Origin of the sequence: Rhodomicrobium sp. Az07 (assembly GCF_018619475.1) — a bacterium.
GTDB lineage: Bacteria > Pseudomonadota > Alphaproteobacteria > Rhizobiales > Rhodomicrobiaceae > Rhodomicrobium.
In genome coordinates this window covers 1-22,637 of record NZ_JAHFZG010000009.1, presented here as the reverse complement: position 1 = coordinate 22,637, position 22,637 = coordinate 1, and the positions used below count along the sequence as shown (strand labels likewise).

General features: G+C 63.3%; 22 protein-coding genes, 1 tRNA gene and 1 pseudogene. 17 read left to right on the top strand and 7 right to left on the bottom strand.

Going from position 1 to position 22,637, the window contains the following annotated elements; all coding sequences use genetic code 11:
* Positions 1-71: 71 nt before the first annotated feature.
* Both KKP04_RS08275 and KKP04_RS08270 read left to right on the top strand, forming a co-directional pair.
* The gene (locus KKP04_RS08275; protein WP_215029167.1) at positions 72-1,487 is read left to right on the top strand and encodes a sodium:proton antiporter; all 1,416 of its coding nucleotides are present in this window, start codon (positions 72-74) and stop codon (positions 1,485-1,487) included.
* Positions 1,488-1,676: 189 nt separating this feature from the next.
* Positions 1,677-1,751, top strand: a tRNA-Thr gene (locus KKP04_RS08270).
* Between the two features lie 457 nt (positions 1,752-2,208).
* Here the strand turns inward: KKP04_RS08270 and KKP04_RS08265 are convergent.
* Entirely contained in the window at positions 2,209-3,186 is a 978-nt protein-coding gene (locus KKP04_RS08265; RefSeq protein WP_215029155.1) for a manganese catalase family protein, read from the bottom strand.
* Between the two features lie 613 nt (positions 3,187-3,799).
* On the opposite strand from KKP04_RS08265, the gene KKP04_RS08260 reads away from it, so the two are divergent.
* Positions 3,800-4,255, top strand: a complete 456-nt coding sequence (locus tag KKP04_RS08260; protein ID WP_371818737.1) for a DUF992 domain-containing protein — start codon at positions 3,800-3,802, stop codon at positions 4,253-4,255.
* Between the two features lie 204 nt (positions 4,256-4,459).
* Here the strand turns inward: KKP04_RS08260 and KKP04_RS08255 are convergent, their stop codons facing one another.
* Both KKP04_RS08255 and KKP04_RS08250 read right to left on the bottom strand, forming a co-directional pair.
* Positions 4,460-5,035 carry a DUF2087 domain-containing protein gene (locus tag KKP04_RS08255; RefSeq protein WP_215029149.1) on the bottom strand — a complete coding sequence of 192 codons (576 nt, stop codon included), beginning with the start codon at positions 5,033-5,035 and terminating at the stop codon, positions 4,460-4,462.
* 214 nt (positions 5,036-5,249) lie between these two features.
* Positions 5,250-6,134 (bottom strand): isocitrate lyase/phosphoenolpyruvate mutase family protein, encoded by an 885-nt coding sequence (locus KKP04_RS08250; RefSeq protein WP_215029146.1) that lies wholly within the window; start codon positions 6,132-6,134, stop codon positions 5,250-5,252.
* 268 nt (positions 6,135-6,402) lie between these two features.
* On the opposite strand from KKP04_RS08250, the gene KKP04_RS08245 reads away from it, so the two are divergent.
* The 9 genes from KKP04_RS08245 to KKP04_RS08205 all read left to right on the top strand — a co-directional run bounded on the left by KKP04_RS08245 (position 6,403) and on the right by KKP04_RS08205 (position 15,080).
* A complete protein-coding gene (locus KKP04_RS08245; protein ID WP_215029142.1) occupies positions 6,403-7,641 on the top strand; it encodes a hypothetical protein in 1,239 nt (412 codons plus the stop codon).
* Between the two features lie 222 nt (positions 7,642-7,863).
* Positions 7,864-8,856, top strand: coding sequence for a polysaccharide deacetylase family protein (locus KKP04_RS08240; protein ID WP_215029138.1), 993 nt, complete (start codon positions 7,864-7,866; stop codon positions 8,854-8,856).
* Between the two features lie 120 nt (positions 8,857-8,976).
* Entirely contained in the window at positions 8,977-10,563 is a 1,587-nt protein-coding gene (locus KKP04_RS08235; RefSeq protein WP_215029135.1) for an ATP-dependent RecD-like DNA helicase, read from the top strand.
* A 108-nt stretch (positions 10,564-10,671) separates the two neighbouring features.
* Positions 10,672-11,595 carry an ABC transporter ATP-binding protein gene (locus KKP04_RS08230; RefSeq protein WP_215029133.1) on the top strand — a complete coding sequence of 308 codons (924 nt, stop codon included), beginning with the start codon at positions 10,672-10,674 and terminating at the stop codon, positions 11,593-11,595.
* Positions 11,592-12,353 carry an ABC transporter permease gene (locus tag KKP04_RS08225; protein ID WP_215029130.1) on the top strand — a complete coding sequence of 254 codons (762 nt, stop codon included), beginning with the start codon at positions 11,592-11,594 and terminating at the stop codon, positions 12,351-12,353. Before KKP04_RS08230 ends, KKP04_RS08225 begins: the two co-directional genes overlap by 4 nt.
* A gap of 53 nt (positions 12,354-12,406) precedes the next feature.
* Entirely contained in the window at positions 12,407-12,652 is a 246-nt protein-coding gene (locus tag KKP04_RS08220) for a type II toxin-antitoxin system Phd/YefM family antitoxin (RefSeq protein ID WP_215029127.1), read from the top strand.
* A gap of 124 nt (positions 12,653-12,776) precedes the next feature.
* Positions 12,777-13,187: a type II toxin-antitoxin system VapC family toxin gene (locus tag KKP04_RS08215; protein ID WP_215029124.1), complete on the top strand. Its 411-nt coding sequence runs from the start codon at positions 12,777-12,779 to the stop codon at positions 13,185-13,187.
* Between the two features lie 116 nt (positions 13,188-13,303).
* Positions 13,304-14,197, top strand: a complete 894-nt coding sequence (locus KKP04_RS08210) for a DMT family transporter (RefSeq protein ID WP_215029121.1) — start codon at positions 13,304-13,306, stop codon at positions 14,195-14,197.
* A 151-nt stretch (positions 14,198-14,348) separates the two neighbouring features.
* Positions 14,349-15,080: an MHYT domain-containing protein gene (locus tag KKP04_RS08205; RefSeq protein WP_215029118.1), complete on the top strand. Its 732-nt coding sequence runs from the start codon at positions 14,349-14,351 to the stop codon at positions 15,078-15,080.
* Positions 15,081-15,108: 28 nt separating this feature from the next.
* On the opposite strand, the gene KKP04_RS08200 is transcribed toward KKP04_RS08205, so the two are convergent.
* From KKP04_RS08200 to KKP04_RS08190, 3 genes are all read right to left on the bottom strand, one after another.
* The gene (locus KKP04_RS08200) at positions 15,109-16,095 is read right to left on the bottom strand and encodes a hypothetical protein (RefSeq protein ID WP_215029116.1); all 987 of its coding nucleotides are present in this window, start codon (positions 16,093-16,095) and stop codon (positions 15,109-15,111) included.
* 108 nt (positions 16,096-16,203) lie between these two features.
* Positions 16,204-17,949 carry a vWA domain-containing protein gene (locus KKP04_RS08195; RefSeq protein ID WP_215029113.1) on the bottom strand — a complete coding sequence of 582 codons (1,746 nt, stop codon included), beginning with the start codon at positions 17,947-17,949 and terminating at the stop codon, positions 16,204-16,206.
* A 79-nt stretch (positions 17,950-18,028) separates the two neighbouring features.
* Positions 18,029-18,838 carry an NAD kinase gene (locus tag KKP04_RS08190; RefSeq protein ID WP_215029110.1) on the bottom strand — a complete coding sequence of 270 codons (810 nt, stop codon included), beginning with the start codon at positions 18,836-18,838 and terminating at the stop codon, positions 18,029-18,031.
* 15 nt (positions 18,839-18,853) lie between these two features.
* Here KKP04_RS08190 and cutA point away from each other — a divergent pair, with 15 nt between their 5' ends.
* The 5 genes from cutA (at position 18,854) to KKP04_RS08165 (ending at position 22,530) form a co-directional block, all read left to right on the top strand.
* A complete protein-coding gene (gene cutA, locus KKP04_RS08185; protein WP_251133983.1) occupies positions 18,854-19,252 on the top strand; it encodes a divalent-cation tolerance protein CutA in 399 nt (132 codons plus the stop codon).
* A gap of 172 nt (positions 19,253-19,424) precedes the next feature.
* Positions 19,425-19,826 (top strand): hypothetical protein, encoded by a 402-nt coding sequence (locus KKP04_RS08180; protein WP_215029581.1) that lies wholly within the window; start codon positions 19,425-19,427, stop codon positions 19,824-19,826.
* Positions 19,827-19,842: 16 nt separating this feature from the next.
* Complete coding sequence (locus KKP04_RS08175) at positions 19,843-20,592, top strand: phosphatidylcholine/phosphatidylserine synthase (protein WP_215029107.1); 750 nt, start codon at positions 19,843-19,845, stop codon at positions 20,590-20,592.
* Between the two features lie 33 nt (positions 20,593-20,625).
* Entirely contained in the window at positions 20,626-21,480 is an 855-nt protein-coding gene (locus KKP04_RS08170) for a TerC family protein (RefSeq protein WP_215029104.1), read from the top strand.
* 135 nt (positions 21,481-21,615) lie between these two features.
* Positions 21,616-22,530, top strand: a complete 915-nt coding sequence (locus KKP04_RS08165) for an alpha/beta hydrolase (protein ID WP_215029102.1) — start codon at positions 21,616-21,618, stop codon at positions 22,528-22,530.
* A gap of 13 nt (positions 22,531-22,543) precedes the next feature.
* Here the strand turns inward: KKP04_RS08165 and KKP04_RS08160 are convergent.
* Positions 22,544-22,637: pseudogene (locus KKP04_RS08160) on the bottom strand (IS5/IS1182 family transposase); the annotation flags it as partial.

The window sequence follows — 22,637 nt, the reverse complement described above, 5'->3', positions numbered from 1 at the left end:
ACGCTTCGGGGGCGGCCCGCTCTGCTTTCAAATCGCCGTCATCCCCTGCCCCGCGCCGAGATAATTCCTCAATGCAAAATTTGCCCAGACTTCTTTTCCGTAGCATCGCGGCCATCGGCCTGCTCGCGGGGCCGACGCCTGCAATGGCCGCCGGGCCGGCGCTCGATGGCGCGGGCCTGAGCCTCTTGTGGTGTCTGCCGTTCGCGGGCGTGCTCCTGTCGCTTGCTATCCTGCCAATGGTCGCGCCCCATTTCTGGCATCGGCGGCAGGGGCTTGTCGCGCTCGTCTGGGGACTGCTCTTTCTGGTGCCTTTTGCCGGTGCCTATGGTTCGTCTTCCGCGCTCCATCAGTTGCTCGACGTGGCGCTGCTCGAATACATCCCGTTCATTGTGCTGATCGGCTCGCTCTACACCATCGCGGGGGGCATCTGGCTCGGTGGCAGCCTCAGCGGTTCGCCCGGCCAGAATACCGCGATCATGGCCGCCGGAACCGGCCTTGCCAGCTTCGTCGGCACGACGGGCGCGGCGATGGTCTTCATCCGCCCGCTGATGCGCGCGAACCGCAGCCGCTCGCATCAGGTTCATCTCGTCGTCTTCTTCATCTTCCTCGTCTGCAATGTCGGCGGGGCGCTCACTCCGCTCGGCGATCCGCCGCTGTTCCTCGGCTATCTGAAAGGCGTGCCCTTTTCCTGGCCTTTCCTGCATCTGTGGCCGCATACGCTATTGCTCGTGACGATCCTTCTCGGCTGGTTCTACATCGTCGACCGGCGCTATTACAAAACCGAACCGCCGCGCGAGCACAGGCCCGGCGAGGGCCTGAAAATATGGGGCATCGTGAACCTGCCGCTGATCGCCTGTGTGGTCGTAGCCGTGGCGGCAAGCGGCGCGACCTTTATTGGCCCGGTGGATGTCGCGGGCGTCGAGGTGCGCGGCGAAAGCCTCGTCCGCGACGGGGCGCTCGTCATGCTGGCCGTGCTGTCCCTTGCGCTCACGCCGCTCAAGGCGCGCAGACAGAACGAGTTCAATTGGGCGCCGGTGCTGGAAGTCGCGAAACTGTTCGCCGCCATCTTCGTGACCATCGTCCCGGCGATCGCGATCCTGAAAGCGGGCGAACAGGGGGCGGCCGCGCCGCTGTTTGCGGCTCTCGGCAGCACGGAGGCACCGAATCACGTCGCCTATTTCTGGCTGACGGGCCTGCTTTCGAGCTTCCTCGACAACGCGCCGTCCTATCTCGTGTTCTTCAACGCGGCGGGCGGCGACCCGGTGGCGCTCGCCGGTCCGCTCGCTTCGACGCTTGCCGCCATATCGGCGGGCGCGGTCTTCATGGGCGCGCTCACCTATATCGGCAACGCGCCGAACTTCATGGTTCGCGCCATCGCGGAGCATCAGGGCATCAAGATGCCGAGCTTCTTCGGCTTCATGCTGTGGTCGGGAGCCTTCATGATCCCGCCGCTCCTGCTGATGACGGCGATCTTCTTCGCCGGATAGGCTGTCGTCGGGGCATCGTGGGGTTGTCCGCCACCCCCGATGCGAGCGGGGACGCAGCGTTTGTCGCTGCGTTCCGTCGCCCTGAAGCCGCCGAACGAACCGTTGAGGCGAAATCGCGGCGAATTGCCTGACACGATCGCTTATGAGGTCTTGCACCTTGGCGGCGGCTGTGGCAGGTTCCCGCGCATCGCTGCAGTAGCTCAGTGGTAGAGCACTCCCTTGGTAAGGGAGAGGTCGAGAGTTCAATCCTCTCTTGCAGCACCATCCATCCCCCTGACATCTCAGAGAAAAGCGCGCCTTGCGAGGGCGAGCACTCCCTTTTCCCCTGCGAACATGCCATCGCCCGACATCGAATAGCTGCGGAAATGCCTTGACGCGCACTCCGCGGCGCAATCGGCCAGGACTTCGGGCCGCGCGATGTGACGGCCTTTGATCATAATGGCCTCACGCAGCAGCCGCAGATAGGCCTCTCCTGCTTGAGGCGATTGCAGCTCTGATGCGATTAAGGTGATCGGAGAAGGTCGACCACACGCCAATCATACCGCGCATGCGAATCCGTCACGCCGGACGCCCGGCATACGCATAACGTAGCCGCCGCCATTGTGGCTCGAAGCCCCAGCTCCAGCAGTAACGCGGATCAGTGTAATAGGTGATGACCGCCGCGAGGGTAGGTCCATCACAGTCCGCTCGTTTTGACGAGCGGACTGGGGATGATGCGGGGTCAAGGCTGCGTCTGCTGTGGCTTCATCGGGCTTTCCACTGTCTCTTGCGGATAGGACGACCATTGCGTCGGTGTCGCCGTCTTGGCCTTCACTTCCTCGCTTCGAATGCGCGAGAGAGATTCGTTCTTCTCCTTCACCTGATCTTCAGTAATGCCTGCATTGTGCGGCCGGTGGTCGATCTCCCCCTGCGTATCGACGATGTGTTTCTTGGGATCGTTGACGTACTCCCAGGATTCGCCCGAACCCCACGGCCCCTGTCCCTCGTTCCACGGGCCGCGAGCATCAGCGCCATTCGACATGTTGAAGTAAGTATGCGTATGTCGCGGATCGCCCTGGAGCACGCCGGGTGGGAAATTCGGCTGGATGGTTTCGAGGGCGGCGCCGAACATCTGGAAATGCGCGATCTCGCGCGTCATGAGAAAGCGGAGCGTTTCGCGCACAAAGGGGTCTTCGGTGAACTTAAGGAGATACTCGTACGTGATCTTTGCGCGGCTCTCCGCGGCCATGTTGGAACGTAAGTCCACAGTCAGATCGCCATTTGCGTTCACATAAGTGCCGCTCCATGGCACGCCTTGCGAATTCGTAACGCTCGGACCACCGCCCGTCTCAACGAGAAAGGCCGGATTGGTAAGCGCCTCATGCAACACGTCCTCCTTGCCCGTGGACCCTTGGGTGAGTCTCATGATCGGGCTCGCCGAGGCGGCATCCTTCAACTCGCCATTGATGCCATCAAGAAGCATGGTGATTGTCGCGCCCACGATTTCGAGGTGGCTGAACTCCTCTGTGGCGATGTCCATGAGGAGGTCATACTTATCCGGATAGGGCTTTCGTGCGGCGAAGGACTGGGTGAAGTATTGCATTGCGGCCTTCAGCTCGCCATTAGGCCCTCCGAACTGCTCGAGCAGCAGTGCTGCGAATTTCGGGTCGGGCTTGGAAACTCGAGCGTTGAACTGCAATTCCTTGACGTGGTGAAACATGGACCTCTCCTCGACAGGATTTCCGGCGCCTGGGCGGACCGGGTTTGCGCGCGCGGCGTCTGCGATCAGTGACTGCCGTTACGCAGCTAATCCTGAAGTTGTGCGATGGTTCCTTTTACAAGGAACTTCAGCAATCAAATCTCAAAGGAAAGTCGGGTCGTCTCACCCACATGGGCGCCGAAGCGAAAGGCGAGAACCCGGGAAAGGCGGTCAGCGCGGAGGAGCCGGCGGAGCCGGACCGGCGTTGGGTTTGGCCTGAATGATTGGATGCGGCAGGCATTCTTCCGAGAGAAGGGCTTTTCCTCTCAAATCCAGATGAAGCTTTATCGGCCTTGCGGTGTTGAGTGGTCATGACAATCGGCCATTCTCACTCAGGGGGCGAAGGGCCTCGCGGAGATCAGCTTATGCTCGGTTCCCGGTATGGCACCTTGCTCGCAGGGCTAACCGTTCACGCTGGCTTAAAGGAAGTCCGCCGCCCTGGTTCCGGCACCTCCGGAAGAAGGCAGGCCAATTGGGAAGATGGCTTACGGGAAGGCGGGTGATCAATAACAACGAAGGCGATCACTGCTCGAAATAAATGAAAAATCAGATGTCTTGATCCGGTGAGTGTAATATGAAGAGTCAAAGGATGGCAGTGCGGGCAGCGGGAGTTTTCCTTGCCGCAGGTATGACGGCCGCAGCGGCACAGCCTGCTCCCGTTGGAACGCTAACGTGCACGTCAATGCCTTCGAAGGAGCGAGCGGCCGCGGAAGCGGTTTTGAGCTGTTCGTTCGAAGGTGCGTCCGGGACGAAATTCCAGTATTCGGGCGCGCTGCTGCGCCAGGGCGATGCCACGGCCCCGCCGGGAAAGCGCGTGTATGTCTGGTCGGTGCAGGGGGAGCGTGAAATATCTTCAGGCGGGGATCTGGCCGGGCGCTATGTCGGCCGCACCGGAGGAGAATCGGCAGGCATACTGTCCCGCGGGCGTGATGCGTCCATCGTCTTGAAACCGCCCGTCAACACCTCTCAACTCGGGGATAACTCTGCCATTTCCGTCCTGGAGCTGAATCTCAAAGCGGTGCGAGCATAGCCTGAGTTTCCACGCAAGATGCTGCCGCGTCACATCATCCGCGACGCGAAAGCTCCTGGGACTGGACGGTTTTCGGCGGCAGCCGGACCCATCACGCGTACACCAAGCTTTCGGATGGGCCAGCCGCCGGGTTGATCCTGTTCCTGTCCTATGAGGAAGCGCCGAGTTGATGGAACGGCTACGCCTCCACCCACTCGATATTTCTCATCGGGGGATCGGCTCGCCGACCGGCGCGTCAGCCTGGAGACGCGTGCCCAGATGACGGATCAGCGCGACCGCGTCCGCCGGGGGCCTTTTCTCCACGCGCCGGTATTCGCGGCAGTCCGACGTGCGTGTCAGAAGACCGGTGTCGACCATCTCCCGTCTGAGCAGCGCGTGATCGCCGAACAGATGATTGGCGTTGAGAAGGGCATTCACCGCGCGCTCGTTCATGACCTGCGCGGCGGGCACGCGCGACCACATCACCCAGAGGCAAAGGTCGCGGTGGCTCGCCTTGGAAGGCCAGCGAGCGAAGCGCCCGGCAGCATCGAAATAACGGGCTACGCGCTCGACGCGCACGAAATCCACGGGCTCCGGCGCGGCGGGCCCGCGTTCGAGTTTCGCTTCCGCCTCCTGTTGCGCGCGGAAATGCTGGAAGTTGCGAAAGCCCGCTCCGCGCGCAAGCATGTTGAGCAACTGCACGTGGCCTGGCTTTTCGGAATCGGACTCAAGCTCGCGGCCTATCGAGCGGGCGAGCGCGGCAATATCGTTTGCGGCGTAGGGAAAAACGGTTCTGGTCATGGCTCATCCTCATGGCGCCAAACCGCTTGGAGGAACGGGTCGCGGGTCGCTCTTGACGACTGGCACCGAGGGTGACTGTCGAAAGATAATGAGGGCAGGTTTAGCTTCCCGGCGGGAATAGCGACGCCTCGGTGAACTGCCGACCGACGGGGAAGATAATGCGGACGCGCTTTTCGCGCAAGATCGAACGCAAAGCTGCCGCTGCGCGCGCTCGTTATCGCAACAGATCGTTCAGCGAGTCGGCGGGGATGGCCTTGTCGAGGTTGTCGAACTGGCCGAAGGCGAAGATTTCCTCGGCCTTGAGGCGCAGATTGCCCAGCAGCGAGCGCATCAGCGCGGTGCCGAGCGCGACGGACGACGCCCCTGCTCTACTCAGCGCCTTGAGGTCGGGCGCGGGGGTGAGCGCGACGGTGATCTGAAGCGGGCCGTCCACATGCGCGGAAAGCCGCTCCACGATCTGGATATGCTGAACGCCGGGCACGGAGATGCAGTCCGCGCCCGCCGCGAAATAGGCTTCCGCGCGCTCGACGGCGGTTTCGAACGGCGAACAGGGCGGCGGCTCCAGCAGGAACGCTTCCGTGCGCGCTGTCACCACGGCGGGAACGCGGGTTTCGAGCGCGGCGGCCTTCGCGGCCTTGATGGCCGCCGTCATGTCGCGCATCGAAGCCATGCCGTGCTGGCCGCCGCGTCCGCCGTCGCCGATGGTCACGCCCACGCAGCCGGCGGAAACAACGGCGCCGACGGCCTGGCCGATCTCCTCCATGGACCTGCCGATGACGCCTTCGAGGTCCGCGTTCACGGGGACCGAGAAGTTTGTCGCCACGCTCGCCGCGGTTTCGACGAGCACGTCGAGCGGCACGCGGTCGCTCGGCAGGAGCCCGCGCGACCATGCCACGGAAACGGGCGAGATGCCGACAATGTCGAAGCCTGCGTCGCCGATCACCCGCGCGGAGATGACGTCCCACACCTCGGGGAGGATGAACGCCTCGCGCGCCTGCAAGCGCTTGCGGAAGCGGCGCACCTTTTCCTTCTGATCCTTGAGGGCGCTCTCGTCGATGCCTGATACGCGGTCGAAATCTGCGACATGGTTCGAAATCATATCACACACTGCCCCTGCCCTTTGGTCCGCGTCCCGCGAGGCGACGCCGGATAAGGTCGATCTGGTTAAATGTCCATCGCCGATCCCGCAAGCAAAATGAGGCCTTGAAATGGCATGTCGTCGGCGCGACGCGCCTGCTTTTGCGGCTCGCAACCGTGGATGGCGCGCCCGGTATTTCGCTCGCGCGGTGCCGTTGGAACCGCGGACAGCGACGCCATATTAACGCCGGAGACTGCCTTGAGACCGGACTTGCGCCATGTTGCCCGCCATGTCACGCCGAACCGTTGCCGCTCGCGCCGCCATGGCGCTCGTCATCCTCGCCGCGCCGCTGGGGCTGGCCGTGTCGCGCGCCGCCGAGGAACGGCCCGAAGCTGCGACAGCTGCCATCGCGCAGACTGCCGAACCCGACACGCGCGGGCTTCAGTCCGATGCGCTGCTTTCGGCCATCGACCGCATCCTGAAGCGCGCGGCGGCCGAACGCGAGGCGGCGAAGACGCTTCCGAACCGGGAGAAGTTCCTGTTCGAACCGGTCTTCACCGAAACGCGGCAGGACCGTGAGAAAACCGTCCGCGCTCTGCTCGACGGCGCGCTTTCCGTCGTCACCGACGCGCCCGTCCTGAAGCTTCAGGACGACATCGCCCGCCAGCGCGAGAGGATTGTCGCGAATCGCGACCGCATCGCCACCTTGCGCGAACGGAGGCTCGACGCGCCGCAGGGCGGTATCTTGCCGGGCATCCTCACCGATACGAAGGACACGATCGACAAGACCATCGCCGCGCTTCAGGAAGACATCAAGGAGCGCGAGGCGCACATCCTCCGCGCCAAGCAGGACATCGGGAAGGCCCTCGATGCGGCGGGCGTTCCGCTCAGTCAGGATCAGCTCGACCTCTTGCTCGACAGCGTGCTCGGCGGCGACCTTCTGAAGCTGATGACTGCGTATGAGGTGGCGAAGATCGCCGACCGAAGGCTTGCGGAGCTTGTCGTGCAATCGAACGACGATCTGAAAGCGGCGCGGCGTTATTTCGCGATGCATGCGGCGCTGTTCGCGCTTCTCGTGCAGGCTCAGGAGTTGTTGCTCGAAAAGATCGACAAGATCTACATGGCGCGGCTCGACGGCATCATCGCCGACATCGCGAGGACGGGGGCCAAGACGCGCGATCTGATGCAGTCGGCCACGCGCGACGACCAGCGCCGCACGCTCGAAGCGAACGCAAAGGCGCAGGAGCTTTCGCGCAAGGTGTCGGGCTTCTACCGCGACTATCTCGTCGCGCAGCGCGGTCTTCTGTGGCAAACGCGCGAAAAGACCTTGTTCGATCTGCGTGTCGCCGACAATACCTACGAAACCGTTGAAGCCAGCTTTCAGTTGAAAGCGCTAATGGACGAAGCAAAAACATCCTTCGAGTCTTTGCAAAGACTTGACGCTCCGGGCTTCGACCAGATATTTCGCAATGAAAATTTAAGGCGGGAATTCGAAACTCTTACACGGAAGCTGACGCCTGCATCATGACCGGCAGGGGCTGTCTCCCTGAATCAACAGCGCGGGAAAAACGGGCGGCATCGCGGCCTTTACACTTCGTCAGCATGCGGTTCCGATCTATAGTTTTTGGTGTCTAGCGGGACGGTGGGTATCGAGATGCGGTTCGTACTAAGTCTGATTTTGGCGGGGGGCGTCTTTTCGGGCGCGCTCGCAAGCGATAATGACTGCGCGTACGATCCCAAAACGTCTGCCATGTCGCGCATCATCGCAGCCGATTCGACGCAAGGCGCGCTCTACGGCACGGCGCTGAACGCACCGTCGAACCGCGCCTATGCGCGCACGCTCAACCTCCGTGATCGCGAGGTGGTGCTGACCTTCGACGACGGCCCGCTCGGCACGAACACGCGGTCGGTGCTCAACACGCTCGACAAGCACTGCGTGAAAGCCACGTTCTTCTCGGTCGGCCGAATGGCCCTTGCCGACCCGAAACTTCTCCGCGAATACGACCGCCGTGGCCACACCGTCGGCGCGCACACCTTTTCGCACCCGTTCGGCATGGACCGCATGGCGCCGCAAGACGCCATCGCGGAGATCGAGAAGGGCTTCGCGGCGGTTAGCCATGCACTCGGCAAGCCCGTGGCACCTTTCTTCCGTTTTCCCGGCCTTCGCGATTCGCCCGAGGCTGTCGCCTATCTCGCCAGCCGCAACATCAGCACATGGTCGGTCGACGTGATATCGGGCGATACCGATCCAGGCGCGAATGCCGCCAAGGTGACGAAGGACGTTCTGGCGCGCGTTCGCGGGGCAGGCAAGGGCATCCTTCTCTTCCACGACATCAAGAAGCCGACGGCCGAGGCGCTGGACGGGATCATCACCGCTCTCAGGAAGGACGGCTACAAGTTCGTCCACGTCGTCTCCAACACCAACTACCAGCCCAATCCCGAAATGGTGGCGAACGCCGACGCTTTCCGCGCGAGGCCTGAAAAGCCTACATCGTCCAACGCCCGCTGGACGGCTGCGGCGCGCGCCGAAATCAGGGCCGGCAGTGTGGACGTGATGCGGACCGAATGGGTCGAACTTCAGCAGGCGAATGAGCAACTCACCGGCAAGACGCGCTCCGAGACGTCCGGCGCTCGCGGCGCCACTCAGATGGGCGGCGCATTTGTCGCCACCAGCGCGGGCAACGGTCAGACCGGCGGCGCCTACATGGCCAATAGCTGGCTTGCGACCGGACAGATTCAGTAACCGGGCGACGCCGCCTGTTCCACAGCTCGCGACTGAAGGAAGGGGACAGCGCTCAATCGCAGCTTGTTGCGCCCTTTCGCCATCCGCTATGTTTGCACCTCACAGGGGTGGCGAGCAGGCATGAGACAGGACGAAGCACTTCAAATCCTCAAATCGGGGGCGAGCGCCTTCCTCACCGGCGAGCCGGGCAGCGGCAAGAGCTACGTCGCCTCGCGCTTCTTCGGCTATCTGCGCCGCGAGGGCATCGCCGTCAGCGTCACCGCCTCGACCGGCATCGCGGCGGCCCAGCTCGGCGGCATGACCGTGCATGCGTGGAGCGGTATCGGCACGCGCTCGACCCTGTCGCGCTCCGACCTCGATTTCATCGCGCGCAACCGCCGCGTGACCGACCGCATCAAGAAGGCGCGCGTGCTGATCATCGACGAGGTGTCGATGCTGTCCGGGCAGACGCTCACCGCCGTCAGTCAGGTTTGCCAGTATGTGCGCAAATCGGCCGCGCCATTCGGCGGCATCCAGACGGTGTTCGTCGGCGACTTCTTCCAGCTTCCGCCCGTGGTGCGCCGCGACGAGCATCCCGGCGCCGAGACGGAAAGCCAGGATGAGGCGGACGCGTCGCCGTTCGCCTATGCGAGCCGCGCGTGGCGCGACCTGGACCCCGCCATCTGCTATCTCACCGAACAGCACCGCCAGACCGACCGCGAATTTTCGGAGCTTCTCGGCGCGATCCGTTCGAACGCCTGCCGCCGCGAGCACCTCGACATCCTCGGCAGCCGCAAGCCCCAGCGCGAAACGCTTCCGCACGGTATTACGCGGCTTTACACGCACAACATGGACGTGGACCGCATCAACTACGCCGAACTCATGAAGCTGCCGGGCGAGCCGAAAGTCTTCCTCATGAGCACGATGGGCGACAAGGTGCTGTCCGAGGGGCTGAAGCGCGGCTGCCTTTCGCCCGAAGAACTGGCGCTGAAGCTCGGCGCGGTGGTGATGTTCACCAAGAACGACCCCGAAGGCCGCTTCGTGAACGGGACGCTCGGCGTCGTCTGCAACTTCGACCGCGACGGCGGCTGGCCGGTGGTCGAAACGAAGAGCGGATTCACGGTCACGGCGAAGCCCGCCGAATGGAAGGTGCAGGAGGACGACGCCGTGAAGGCGGGCATCGAGCAGGTGCCGCTGCGCCTTGCCTGGGCGATCACCGTGCATAAAAGTCAGGGCATGTCGCTCGACGCGGCGCTGATGGATCTGTCGAATGCGTTCGAATACGGGCAGGGCTATGTCGCGCTGTCGCGAGTTCGCTCGCTCGGCGGGCTGCATCTGCTCGGCTGGAACGAACGCGCGCTGCGGGTGCATCCCGAAGCGCTGGCGAAGGACGCCGATTTCCGCGAGGCGTCGGAGGGCGAGGTCGACAGGCTCGCCGCGCATGGGGCGGACCAGATCGAGGCGCTGCGCGTTTCCAACCTGCGCGAGATGAAAGGACAGCCGACCGGTTCAGCCGCGCCGTCGCCTACCGCACGGCCCGCGGTCGCCGCAGACGGGGAGAACGGCCGCATCGCGAACGCCTACAAAAAATGGAGCGAGGAGGAAGAGGCCGACGTGTCAAACCGCTACAAGCGCGGCGAGAGCGTGAAGGCCATCGCCGCCGCTGTCGGCCGTCAGGAAGGCGGCATCCGCGCGCGGCTCGTGAAGCTCGGCCTCATCATGAAGTAGCCGCGCCGCGTGCGGCGCAACCGCAAAAGGTGACAGGGCGGCCGAATTCTGCTTTGTAAAGCCCTCGATAAAGAAACCGGCCCGCGTTTCCCTCCTGCCAAGATCCCAATGCCGCCCATCATCGCCGTCTCGAACGTCAGCAAGACCTACGCCTCCGGCCTCGTCGCGCTCAAGGGCGTGAGCCTCGACATCGCGCCGGGCGAGATATTCGCGCTGCTCGGGCCGAACGGCGCGGGCAAGACGACGCTGATCGGCATCATCTGCGGCATCGTGAACGCGAGCGGCGGCACGGTAACCGTCGGCGGCCACGATAACGTCACGGAATATCGCGCGGCGCGCTCGCTGATCGGGCTTGTGCCGCAGGAACTCGCGACCGACACGTTCGAGACGGTGTGGGCGACGGTTTCGTTCAGCCGCGGCCTTTTCGGCAAGTCGCCGAACCCCGCCTTCATCGAACAGGTGCTGAAGGATCTCTCGCTTTACGAGCGTCGCCACAGCAAGATCATGACGCTTTCGGGCGGTATGAAGCGCCGCGTGATGATCGCGAAAGCGCTCGCGCACGAGCCGCAAATCCTGTTCCTCGACGAACCGACGGCGGGCGTCGACGTCGAACTGCGCCGCAGCATGTGGGAACTGATCCGCAAGCTGCGCGACGTTGGCGTCACCATCATCCTCACCACGCATTATATCGAGGAAGCCGAGGAGATGGCCGACCGCATCGGTGTCATCAACAAGGGCGAAATCGTCCTCGTCGAGGAGAAGGCCGAACTGATTCGCAAGCTCGGACAGAAACAGCTCATCCTCGACCTCGCCCAGCCGCTCGCGGCGCTTCCGCCGGAACTCGCCCGGCGCAATCTCGTGCTTGCGGGAGACGGCCAACAACTCGTCTATACCTACGACACCAAGGGCGAGCACACCGGCATTACGGCGCTTCTGAACGAGCTTTCGGCGGCGGGCATCCGCTTCAAGGATCTGAACACCAAGCAAAGCTCGCTCGAAGACATTTTCGTGGGGCTTGTGAGCGGCAAATGAACTGGCGCGGCGTCTACGCAATCTACAAGTTCGAGATGGCGCGCATGCGCCGCACGCTGCTGCAAAGCGTGGTCTCGCCCGTCATCTCGACGGTGCTTTACTTCGTCGTGTTCGGCTCGGCCATCGGCGGCCGCATCACCGACATGCAGGGCGTGAGCTACGGCGCGTTCATCGTGCCGGGCCTCATCATGCTGACGATCCTCACGAACTCCGTGGCGAACGCATCCTTCGGCATTTACTTCCCGCGCTTTCTCGGCACGATCTACGAAATCCTGTCCGCGCCGATATCGGGCCTCGAAATCGCGCTCGGCTGCGTCGGCGCGGCGGCGACGAAATCGATCATTCTCGGCCTGATCGTACTCGCCACCGCCGGTCTGTTCGTGCCGCTCGACATCGCGCATCCGGTGGCGATGATCGGCTTCCTTGTGCTGACCGCGATCACCTTCAGCCTGTTCGGCTTCCTGATCGGCATATGGGCGGACAATTTCGAGAAGCTTCAGGTCATCCCGCTGCTCGTCATCACGCCGCTGACGTTCCTCGGCGGCGCTTTCTATTCGATCCATGTGCTGCCGCCTGCGTGGCAGACGGTGACGCTGTTCAACCCGATCGTCTATCTCATCAGCGGCTTCCGCTGGTCGTTCTTCAACGTTGCCGACGTCAGCCCCGGCGTGAGCCTCGCCATGACGGCGGGTTTCCTCTCGCTGTGCGTCCTCGCCGTCTACTGGGTGTTCAGGACAGGCTACAGGCTGAAGACCTGACGGCCTTCCATTTCTGGTCAGAATATCCTATATTCTGGTCAGGAGGTGCGAGCATGACACATTGGCAGGTTCAGGACGCGAAGGCGCATTTGAGCGAGGTGATTGAGCGCGCGCAGGGCGAAGGCCCGCAGATCATCACGCGGCATGGGGCCGAGCGCGCCGTGGTGCTGTCGATGGAAGATTATCGGCGTTTGGCGGCTGGTTCCGGCGGCTTCAAGGCGCATCTGCTCGGCGGCCCGAAGGTGGGCGAATTCGACGCGCCGCGCAGCCGCGACACCGGCCGCGATTTCGAATTTTAGGACAGTCCGCTCTCACGCCGTCGGCGTCGCTCCGCGATTTGCCGCAATCCTTGCCGATCTTGCGGCTTGAGCTGCGCGGCCACCAAGCGCGCGTCTCCATATCCGCCTCACCCGAAAGCGCACCATGACCGGCTATCTCCTCGACACCTGTGTTTTGTCGGAAACGCGGAAGCTGCGCCCAAACGCGGGCGTGATCCGCTTCCTCGAAGGCGTCGACGGGACGAAGCTCTATCTCAGCGTCCTGACCATCGGCGAGATGAAAAAGGGCGTCGAGAAAAAGCGCCTCACCGACGCGGTCGCCGCCGATCAGATCGGGCGCTGGGCCGACCGCATCGAGACGGATTTCTCCGACCGCATCCTCGACGTGACCGCTGAAGTCGCCCGCCTCTGGGGCGCACTCAGCAAGGAAGGCCGCGCGCCGGTGGTCGATACGCTGATCGCGGCGACGGGGCTCGTGCACGGCCTTATCGTCGTCACGCGAAATGTGAAGGATTTCGTCGCGACCGAGGTGCCGCTTCTCAACCCCTGGGATTGAGGCGAGCGAACCTCGCCGCGAATGCCGCCCTCCGCCTCTTTCCGGCCGCGCTGTCGCCAGCCTGCCATATACAGGCGCTATCCAGCGTTGCATCGCCCGCACCCGGACCGCGCAGCATGTCATTGTCCTCCGATCAGCACCTCAGAGGCGTCCTCATCGCCTTTCTCGCGTTCTTCGCCTATGCCGTGAGCGACGCCTCGGTGAAGGCCATCGCGGGCGCGATCCCGCCTTATGAATCGGCGTTTTTCGGCGCGCTTCTGGGGCTTGCCGCCGTGCCGCTCGTGCTCGGCCGGGGCGAGGGTCTGCGCGACATGTTTCACACGACCAACCGCCCGCTGTGGATGCTCCGATTCGTCGCTTCGGCGGCGGGCTCGGTCGGCGCCGTCGTCGCATTCACGCATCTTTCGATGGCCGAAGCTTTCGTGCTCATTTTTCTCATGCCATCCCTCGCCACGATCCTTTCGGTGGTTTTCCTGAAAGAGGATGTCGGCGTGAGGCGCTGGTCGGCCGTGCTGGTCGGGTTCGTCGGCGTGCTGATCGTGCTTCGGCCGGGGTTTCGGGAACTGACTATCGGCCATCTCGGCGCGCTCGTCTGCGCGCTGACGGCGGCGAGTTCCATCGTTATCCTGCGCGCCATCGGGCCGAAGGAAAAGAACGCATCGCTATTCGGCGCGGGTGTGCTCGGCACCATCGTCCTTTGCGGTCTCGCATCGATCCCGACCTTTCAGATGCCGACGCAAATCGAGTGGGCGCTGCTTGCGTCCTACGGACTGCTGGCCGCGGTTGCGAGTGTGCTGCTCATCCACGCCACCGCCGATGCGCCCGCTTCGCTCGTCGGGACGACGCAATACAGCCAGATGATATGGGCGGTGCTGTTCGGTTACCTGTTCTTCGGCGACGATGTCGATGCGCCGATGGCGGCGGGGATTTTGCTCATCGTCGGGTCCGGGATGCTGACGCTGATGCGCGAGAAGAAGCGCGGCGTGCTCTCGCCGCCGCAGCTTCCCTGAAGGACCGGTCGCTGCCATTTGCAGCCAGCCATGCGCGCCGTCGCGGGCAGCCATGTAGCTCCGAACTCTCAAGCTTGGCAAAACCCGGAAGCGCTAAGGTCAGGGCATGTCGCGACGTCATCGCCGCTGACACTCCATCGGGAAGCGCCGCATGGCCGTTCCACACGAGACACAACTGGTGATCCTGTCGGCTACGATATCGCTTCTTGGCGCCCTGACGGTGTCCATCCTGATGTCGAATCTGGACAGGCTCCGGGGCGGCGAGCGACAAGCCCGGCTTCTCATGGCCGGCGTGGTGCTCGGCGGCGCAATCTGGACGACGCATTTCGTGGGCCTTCTCGCGCTCGAATCGCCGGTCAATCTCGGGCACAATCAGGAGTTCGTCGCGCTCTCGGCGCTTGTGGCGTTCGCTGGAACGACAGCCGCGCTGCTCCTTGTCGGCCTGCGGCCGGACGGGGCGGCCAAACGCCTTCCGCTCGCCGCGACGCTTCTCGGATTGACGCTCGTGGCGACGAACTATTCGGGCCTCGTAGCCGTGGCCGGGCGGGAACTGCGGCTGTCGTGGTTCCTGACGGTCGTGGGCGTGGCGATTTCGATCCAGGCGGGCGTTGTCGTGCTGTGGCTCTTGATGCGGATCAGGCTGCGGGGGCTCCTGCTGACATGCGCGGGAGCGCTGACGCTCGGTATAGCCCTGACCTCGACGCATTATATGGCGGTCGCCTCCACCATCGGGCTCGACGATACACTTGCCGCCGTGCCGCGTGCGGTGGAACAAACCGGCGACCACTCGCTCGCCTGGACGGCGACCATCGCGCTTTATGTCGTTTGCGTGGTTTGCCTCTGCATCTTCGTGCTCTCTCAGTTCCGCTCCGAGCAGCCTTGATCGGAGTGCGCATTTCCGCGCGCGGCCGTTACTGCATGAGAACCTCGACGAGTTTCGTATCGCCCGCCGCGACGACAAAGGCTCCGGCGAACTGCCGCTCGCCATGCTGCGCCGCCACCCGGTATTCTCCCGCCGCGAGCACATGCGTCGGGAAGGCGCCCGCGCTTTCGCGGATCACCTCGCCGCCGGCATTGTAAATCGTCCAACGCGTGTCGGCGACGGCTTCGCCGCCCCTGCGCTGAACGAGCTTCAACGTCACCTTGCCCGCGTCGTGATCGACGTTCGCCTCTGCGATCTTGCCGGGCTCGATCACGATATCCGTCGACACCACCGAGTTCGCGTCGCCATAGGTGCTGACGATGTGATAGATGCCCGAGTTCAGGCGGATGACGATGCCTGGCCGGAGATCGCCGAACAGGCGCTGGCGGTTGCCCGTCTGATCCTGGGCGTCGGAATAGATTTCGAGCTTCAGGAGATGTTCCGCCACGATGGGGCCATTGGCCAGCGTGGCCATCAGCCGAAGGCCGCCCGCGTTCACGACAAAATCCTTGTTGACGGGCGTCTGCGGCCAGACGTCGATTTTTTGCGTGAGGTTCGCGCGGCCGTAGGCGACGTTGACGAGATAGCGGCCCGGTTTCAGCTCGATCGTCGGCCGGGCCTCGTAGATTTTCGTCACGAGCTTGTAGGTGCCGTCGCGGGCGTTGCGCTGCTGGAACACGCGCCAGACGACGTCGGCCACCATGGGCGCACTGCCTTCGCTCAGATAGGCGGTGAAAGTCACCGGAGCCGGAGGCCCGAAGGCTGGCGGTGCCGGCTGCGCATGCTGCTGCTCGGTGTCGGCGTCCGGCGAAATGACCGCTTTGGTGTCGGTCGGGATTTCCTCGCCGTCGACGACGTTGGGACTGCTCCATTTCGGCGCGGCATCGGCGGTAGCGAACCCAAGCCCGACGCACAGCACGCCCGCGAGCGCAACGGCAAAGGCGCTTGCAAGACACGCCTGCATTGCAGCGCGCATCGTCTCTCTCCGAAAAATCGTCATCGGATGCTCAGGCCGTCCCCCGATTGGCGTCTGCTTCGCGACGGATGCTAGAAACCGCCTTCGATGAAATTGAGGCGAAAGCGATTATTCTCCCAAATTCGTCGTCTTCACTTCTCCGGCGACGACGACGATCTCGGCGCGGCGGGGCGCATCAGGCTTGTTCTTCGCGCGGCATTCGAGGTCGTAGCGGCCCGCCTTCAGAATGAAACGAGGCTCCCCCCCAGCGGCGCGGATTGGGGCCGCGTCGGCGCGCGCGCCAGCCTCGGACACGGCGCAGATGCCCTCCTGCTTGCCGGGCGGCATGAGGATTTTCGCTTCGCCTGCGTCGAGCACGATATTTTCAGCCGTCGTCCGCCCCGCCGCGACGCTCACGGTCCGAACGTCGCGGATCGTGCCGTATACGGTTTCGAGGCGGTAGGTTCCCGCTGGAAGATCGATGCGCGGCGATGCGCCGGACAGGCGAAGGAGCGGCGCGCCCGGTTTTGCGACAGGACTTGTGTCATCGGCAAAAAGGCGATGCCAAGCGGAAACCGGTGTCGTCGCGGCCGGGGCGGCGAGCGCCTTGATCGCGAGCGTGCCCACGTTCAACGTCATGCTGACGACGGAAACTTTTCCGCCTTCGACGCGGACCGGCGCTTCAACTTTCGCAAGCCCTGCCATGGCCGCGATAATGTAGTTGCCGCCGTTGACCTGAAAAACCGCGGGCGCGATGCTTGAGCGGCCGATTTCTTCGCGAGCGCCATTTGCGCCCTGACGATACAGGGTGAAGAAAGCGCCCGCCGCCGGTTCGCCGCCCGGCGATTTGAGAGCCTCGGCGGCTATCGTGCCCGCGTCGAGCGCAATCGTGCGTTCCACCCTGGAACCCTCGACTGCGAATTCGGCGTCCGCCGTGGTGAGGCCATAGGCGAGGTTGACCTTGTAGCGGCCCTCCGGCAGCTTCGCTTTCGCCTGGCCGCCGGCGCCGACCCAAAGCGGCGCCTCGGCCGCGCGCATCTGCCCGGTGGGCGTCCGCGTCATCTTCAGGATCTTCCAGGTTACTCCGGCGTCGAGAGGCGGCAAGCCCGGCGCGAGCGTTGCGGAAAGAACGACGTTCGGTTCCGGTTGGAGAGGTGCGGGCGGCGCTGCGGGCTTGTCTTCGGCGGGTGAAAGCGACGTAGCGGCGGGCGCGGCTTTGGCCGCCTCGGCCTGCGCATCGGCGAAGGTCTGGCGCAGCGCCTTGTCGAGATCGGCGGGCGCCTTGATCGCGGTGAATGTGCCGCCCATCGCGTTGGCCGCGCAGGTGTAGGCGGCCGCAGCCTTCTCGTTCGCGCCAAGGCCGAACACGGTCAATTTCGCTTGCGGCGCAGCGTCGTGCAGCGCACGAGCTGCCGCGCATACATCCGCGGCGCAGTCGTCACCGGTGCCCGCGATAAGCACGGCCGAAACAGGCCCGTCGCCGCCCTGCGCCTTCACCGCTTCCTCGACGGCCGAAAGCGCGGGAGCGCGGCTCGCTTTCGGCCGGATTCTGGCGAGTGCCTTGGTCAACGCGGGCGGTGAAGCTTCGCGCTTCTGGCCCGACAGCACGTCGGCACGATCCTCGCACTTCTTCTGCGGATTGCCGCCGAACGTCCAGAGCGACACGCTGGCCTTCGGGCCGAGTTTCGCGAGTGCGCCGCTGATGCTCGCCCGTGCGATTGCGATCTTTTTCCTGCCGCCGAGATGCGCGTTCATCTGGGCCGTCGCATCGAGGACGATCACCGCGCGCGCTTCGGCGGCGGCTCCTGCTGCCGGAAGCAGGACCAAGCCGCCGATGCATAAGCGGCCAAGGAGACCGGCAAGACCTGTCCGCATCGCAAACCTCATTTCGCGCGTCCCGCATCATTATCCGGCAAAGGTTACGTCGTGCTTTCAGTGCAATGAATTGGGCGCGTCAGAAGCGGAATTGTTCGGCGAGTATGCGCTCCTCAAGCGCGTGGCCGGGATCGAAAAGGAGCTTCAGCCCGATGGCGCGCTCCTCACGAATGGAAACGGAGAGAATGCTCCTGAATTCGGCATGGTCGGCCACGGCGCTGACCGGGCGTTTCCCGGCTTCCTGCACCGTGATCTTCACATGCGCCTTGTTGGAAAGAAGCGCGCCGCGCCACCGCCTCGGCCGGAACGGGCTGATAGGGGTGAGCGCGAGAAGCTTCGCCTTCAGCGGCAGGATGGGGCCACCGGCCGAAAAATTGTACGCCGTGCTGCCAGCGGGCGTGGCCACGAGCACGCCATCGGCGACGAGTTCGCCGATCCGCTCCTTGCCGTCGACCGAGATCGACAGCCGCGCGCTCTGCGCGGTCTGACGGAAGAGATGAACTTCGTTCACGGCGAGCGCGTTGAGCGTCTCGCCCGCCATGTTCTCGACCTGCATCTTGAGGGGATGGATGATCGACAGCTTGGCGTTGGCCACGCGTTCGGGGAGGTCGTCCTCGATGAACTCGTTCATCAGGAAGCCGACCGAGCCGCGATGCATGCCGTAGATCGGCACCTCTGTGCCCATGAAGCGGTGGAGCGTGGCCAGCATGAGCCCGTCGCCGCCGAGCGCCACGATCACGCTGGCCGAGGACGGGTCGACCGCGCCGTAACGCTTCGCGAATTTCTTCAGGGCGGCCTGTGCTTCCGGCGCGGGGCTTGCAACGAAGCCGAGGCGCACCTTATCCGCGAAGACAGCGCCGCGGCTCGGTGCGGGGGCTACCTCGGCCATGAGAGTCCGGCCCTGTTGTCCGGCAAGCCGACCAGCCGCCATGCGATGCGCATTCGTGAACCCGTCCGAGATGAAGCCATGACCGAAGATGCCGCAATGATCATCATTTATACCACGCTTCCGAGTGAAGAGGATGCTCAGAAATTAGGCGGAGAGCTGGTGGAAAAGAAGCTCGCCGCCTGCATCAATATACTTCCCGGAATGGTTTCAATTTATCGATGGCAGGGCGCCGTCGAAAACGGAAACGAAGCCGTCATGCTCGTTAAAACCAGAAAGAGCCTGAAAGTGCGGGTGATGAGCGAAATTTCCGCGCAACATCCCTACTCGGTCCCCGCCATCCTGGTTTTTGAGCCCAGCGACGTGGCGGCGTCCTATCTCGAATGGCTCTGCAATCAAACCGTCACCTCGCGCTAGGTTAATGAGCCGAAATTATGGCAAGCTTCGCGCAAGGTTGGTGCTTTTCCGCCACGCTTCCACAGCAACAAATCCAAAACCCTCGAAAACAGAGGTACTTAAAGGATGAATCAACGAACTTGCATTCATAGAGGTTCACAATCATCTTAAGTCTGTAGCGGGAGAGTGAAACATGGGCAGGCAAGGAAAGTTGAAGGAGGCGGCACTGGCGTGTTGTATCGCCTTGTCGCTTGCCCAGCAGACGACGACAGCGGAAGCCTTCACAGCCGAGCCGGTAACACCTCCGGCTGTGACGCAAGTGCCCGCGTCACCGCTTGCGCAACCCGCCGCCCCGCAGGCCGAATTCAACGCTCCTGGCGATCAGGTCGGGAAGTCGGGCGGTACGGAACTCACCATCCCCGGCATCGGCGTTGTCGGCACATTGCCCAAGCTCGACTTCGGCCTGGAACTGCTGTACGGCCCGAAGAGTAGCGATTCTGCGGCGGATCTGTCGGCGCCGCCCCTGCAATTCGATCAGCGCTCGCTCGAAAACGACGACGTGCAGATCAAGGGCACCTTCACGCATAAATTCTGACATACGTCGGCATCCGATGACCTCGCGCTTTGTCTCGACGCTTAAGATCTTGGCCTGCGCGGGTGTACACCTTCTCACCGCGAGCGGGGCAGTGTTCGGCCTTCTGGCGCTGATGGCGGCAAGCGACTCTCAGTGGGAGGTCGCGTTCGCGTGGCTCGGCGTCGCGCTGGTTGTGGACGGCATCGACGGCCCGCTCGCGAGGGCGCTCGACATCAAGAAGACGCTGCCGCGCTTTTCGGGCGAAGACCTCGACCACGTCGTCGATTACCTGACCTATGTCACCGTGCCCGCCTACATGGTGGTCACCTCGCCGGTAGCGCCCGAAGGTCTGCGCCTGCCGCTGGCGGCGCTCATCATGCTCTCTTCGCTCTATCACTTCTCCGACAGGGAAAGCAAAACGGCAGAGGGCTATTTCGTCGGTTTTCCGGCCATCTGGAATGCTGTCGTCCTCTACTGCTTCGTGCTCGGCCTCGACCAGACGAGCGCGGCAATCGTCATCGCGGTTTGCGTGGTCTTCACATTCATCCCGTTATGCTGGGTTCATCCGGTGCGCGTGCGACGGTTGCGCCTTCTCACGCTGGGTGTCGCGCTGGCATGGGGCGCTGCCGCGATCTCGGCGATGCTCCACGGATTTCCGGGCACCATTGGCGAACGGATCGTTTTCGTGGTTGCGGCGGTTTACCTGATCGCAGTCGGCGTCAGCGGAAGAAGGCGGAGCAGTTCCCCTTCGGACGCATCGAAGTTGGCGACAGAGTCCGGCGCTTGATTTGAGGGACCGCTCTCCGAGCGGATAAAAACCGTGGAACTGCTACTCGATCCGGCTGTCTGGGTATCCCTCGTCACCTTGACGGCGCTCGAAATCGTCCTCGGCATCGATAACATCGTAGTGTTGTCGATCCTGACGCAGCGCCTGCCGCCGGAGCAGGCAAGACAGGCGCGCGCCATCGGCCTCGGCCTGGCGCTTGTGCTGCGGATCCTGATGCTGTTCGCAATTTCCTGGATCATCCAACTCACCTATCCCGTGTTTTCGGTCGTCGAACGCGAATTTTCGTGGCGCGACATGATCATGATCGGCGGCGGCCTGTTCCTGCTCGTGAAGGCGACGCAGGAAATTCACGCCTCTGTCGAAGGCGATGGACACGCGAGCGATACGACCGCCAAGGCGAGTTACGGGGCCGTCATCGCGCAGATCGCTTTGATGGATGCGGTCTTCTCGCTCGATTCCATCATCATGGCAGTCGGTCTCGCGCAGCATATCGAAGTTATGGTGGCTGCGGTCTGCATCGCCATCGCCGTGATGTTTCTTGCGGCGAACCCCGTCGCAGAATTCATCAAGAGGCATCCGACGACCAAGATGCTCGGCCTCGCCTTTCTCTTCCTGATAGGCGTGGCGCTCATCGCGGACGGCTTCGAGGTCCACATCCCGCGCGGCTATATCTACTTCGCCATGGGCTTCGCGGCCGTGATCGAGGCGTTCAACATCTGGGCGAAGGGGCGTCGCGAGCGCTCCGCCCCGCCATCGGCGGGCGCCGAATCAAAAAAGCCGGGAACTCGCGCTGTTGCAGCCGATGGGGCGCCGTCCGGCGGGGGAGGTTCCGTCGCCGGCCGCCCGGCCAGGCAGGGAAAATCCACACAAAAGCCGCGCCGGCGATAAGGTTTCCGGGGCGAACTGCGCTTTTTCCGCACAATCAAGGGCCGAGCCATCGATTTGGCCGCGGTCTTGGCCCTGATTTGGTCCATAACGCCCGATAGCCATTGGCGCGGGTTTGTACCATCGGGAAGGGGATTCATGCGCGGCCTCATCGTTTCGGCTCTTGCGGCGTTCGCGATCGCGGCGGGAGCGGCACCCAGCGCCGCCGAGCGGGTTACGATCGACCATCTCGGGCTCGACCTCACCGCCAATCTGGAACTGGCGCCGGGCAAGTCGCTGAAGAGCGACGGCGCCGTGCTGATCGTTCATGATTCGCTCGGCAGCGACCGCATGGAACCTATCGCAACGCTTCAGGATGCGCTGCGCGACCACGGCATCAATACGCTGGCGATCACGCTCGGGCTCGGAATCGACAGCCGCAAGGGCAACTTCAATTGCTCGCTGGAGCAGGCCCATCACCACGAGGACGCAATCGACGAAATTGCGGACTGGGTGAAGTGGCTCAAGGACAAGGGCGCCTCTTCCATCACGGTAGCCGGGCATGGTCGGGGCGCCAATCAGGTCGCGCTCTACGCCATCAACCGCCTCGACAAGGCTGTGAAGCGCGCCGTCTTGATATCACCGCTGATGCAGACGGAGGAGAGCGCCGAAGCAAAATATAACGCGATGTTCCGTGGCTCGCTCCGACAATATCTCGGGCAGGCGGAGGAACTTGTCGCCAACCAGAACGGCAACCAGTTTGTGAATGTGCCGGGCTTCCTTATCTGCACCAATCCGGCGGTGACGGCGAGCGCCTTCGCCAACTATTACAGCCCCAACCCCAAATTCAAGACGACCAATCTTCTGCCGAGCATCAAGCTGCCGGTTCTTGTCGCGGTCGGCGACGGCGACCCGGCGCTTCCGGAAATCAAGGCCGCTGAGAGCGAATTTTCGCAACTCAAGAGCGTGACGCTGGCGGTTGTTCCCGGCACCGACCAAAATTTCCATGACCTCGGCGCGGAAGACCTTGCGAAAAAGGTCAAGGAATTTCTCGTCCACCGCACGCAGGGCTAGGAAGTGTGGACATTTATCGGATCCACAAGATGGTTGCTGCGAGAGCGATCATGGAGCGGTAGTTTCGGGCGGTTTTTTCATATCTCGTAGCGATGCGTCGAAACTGT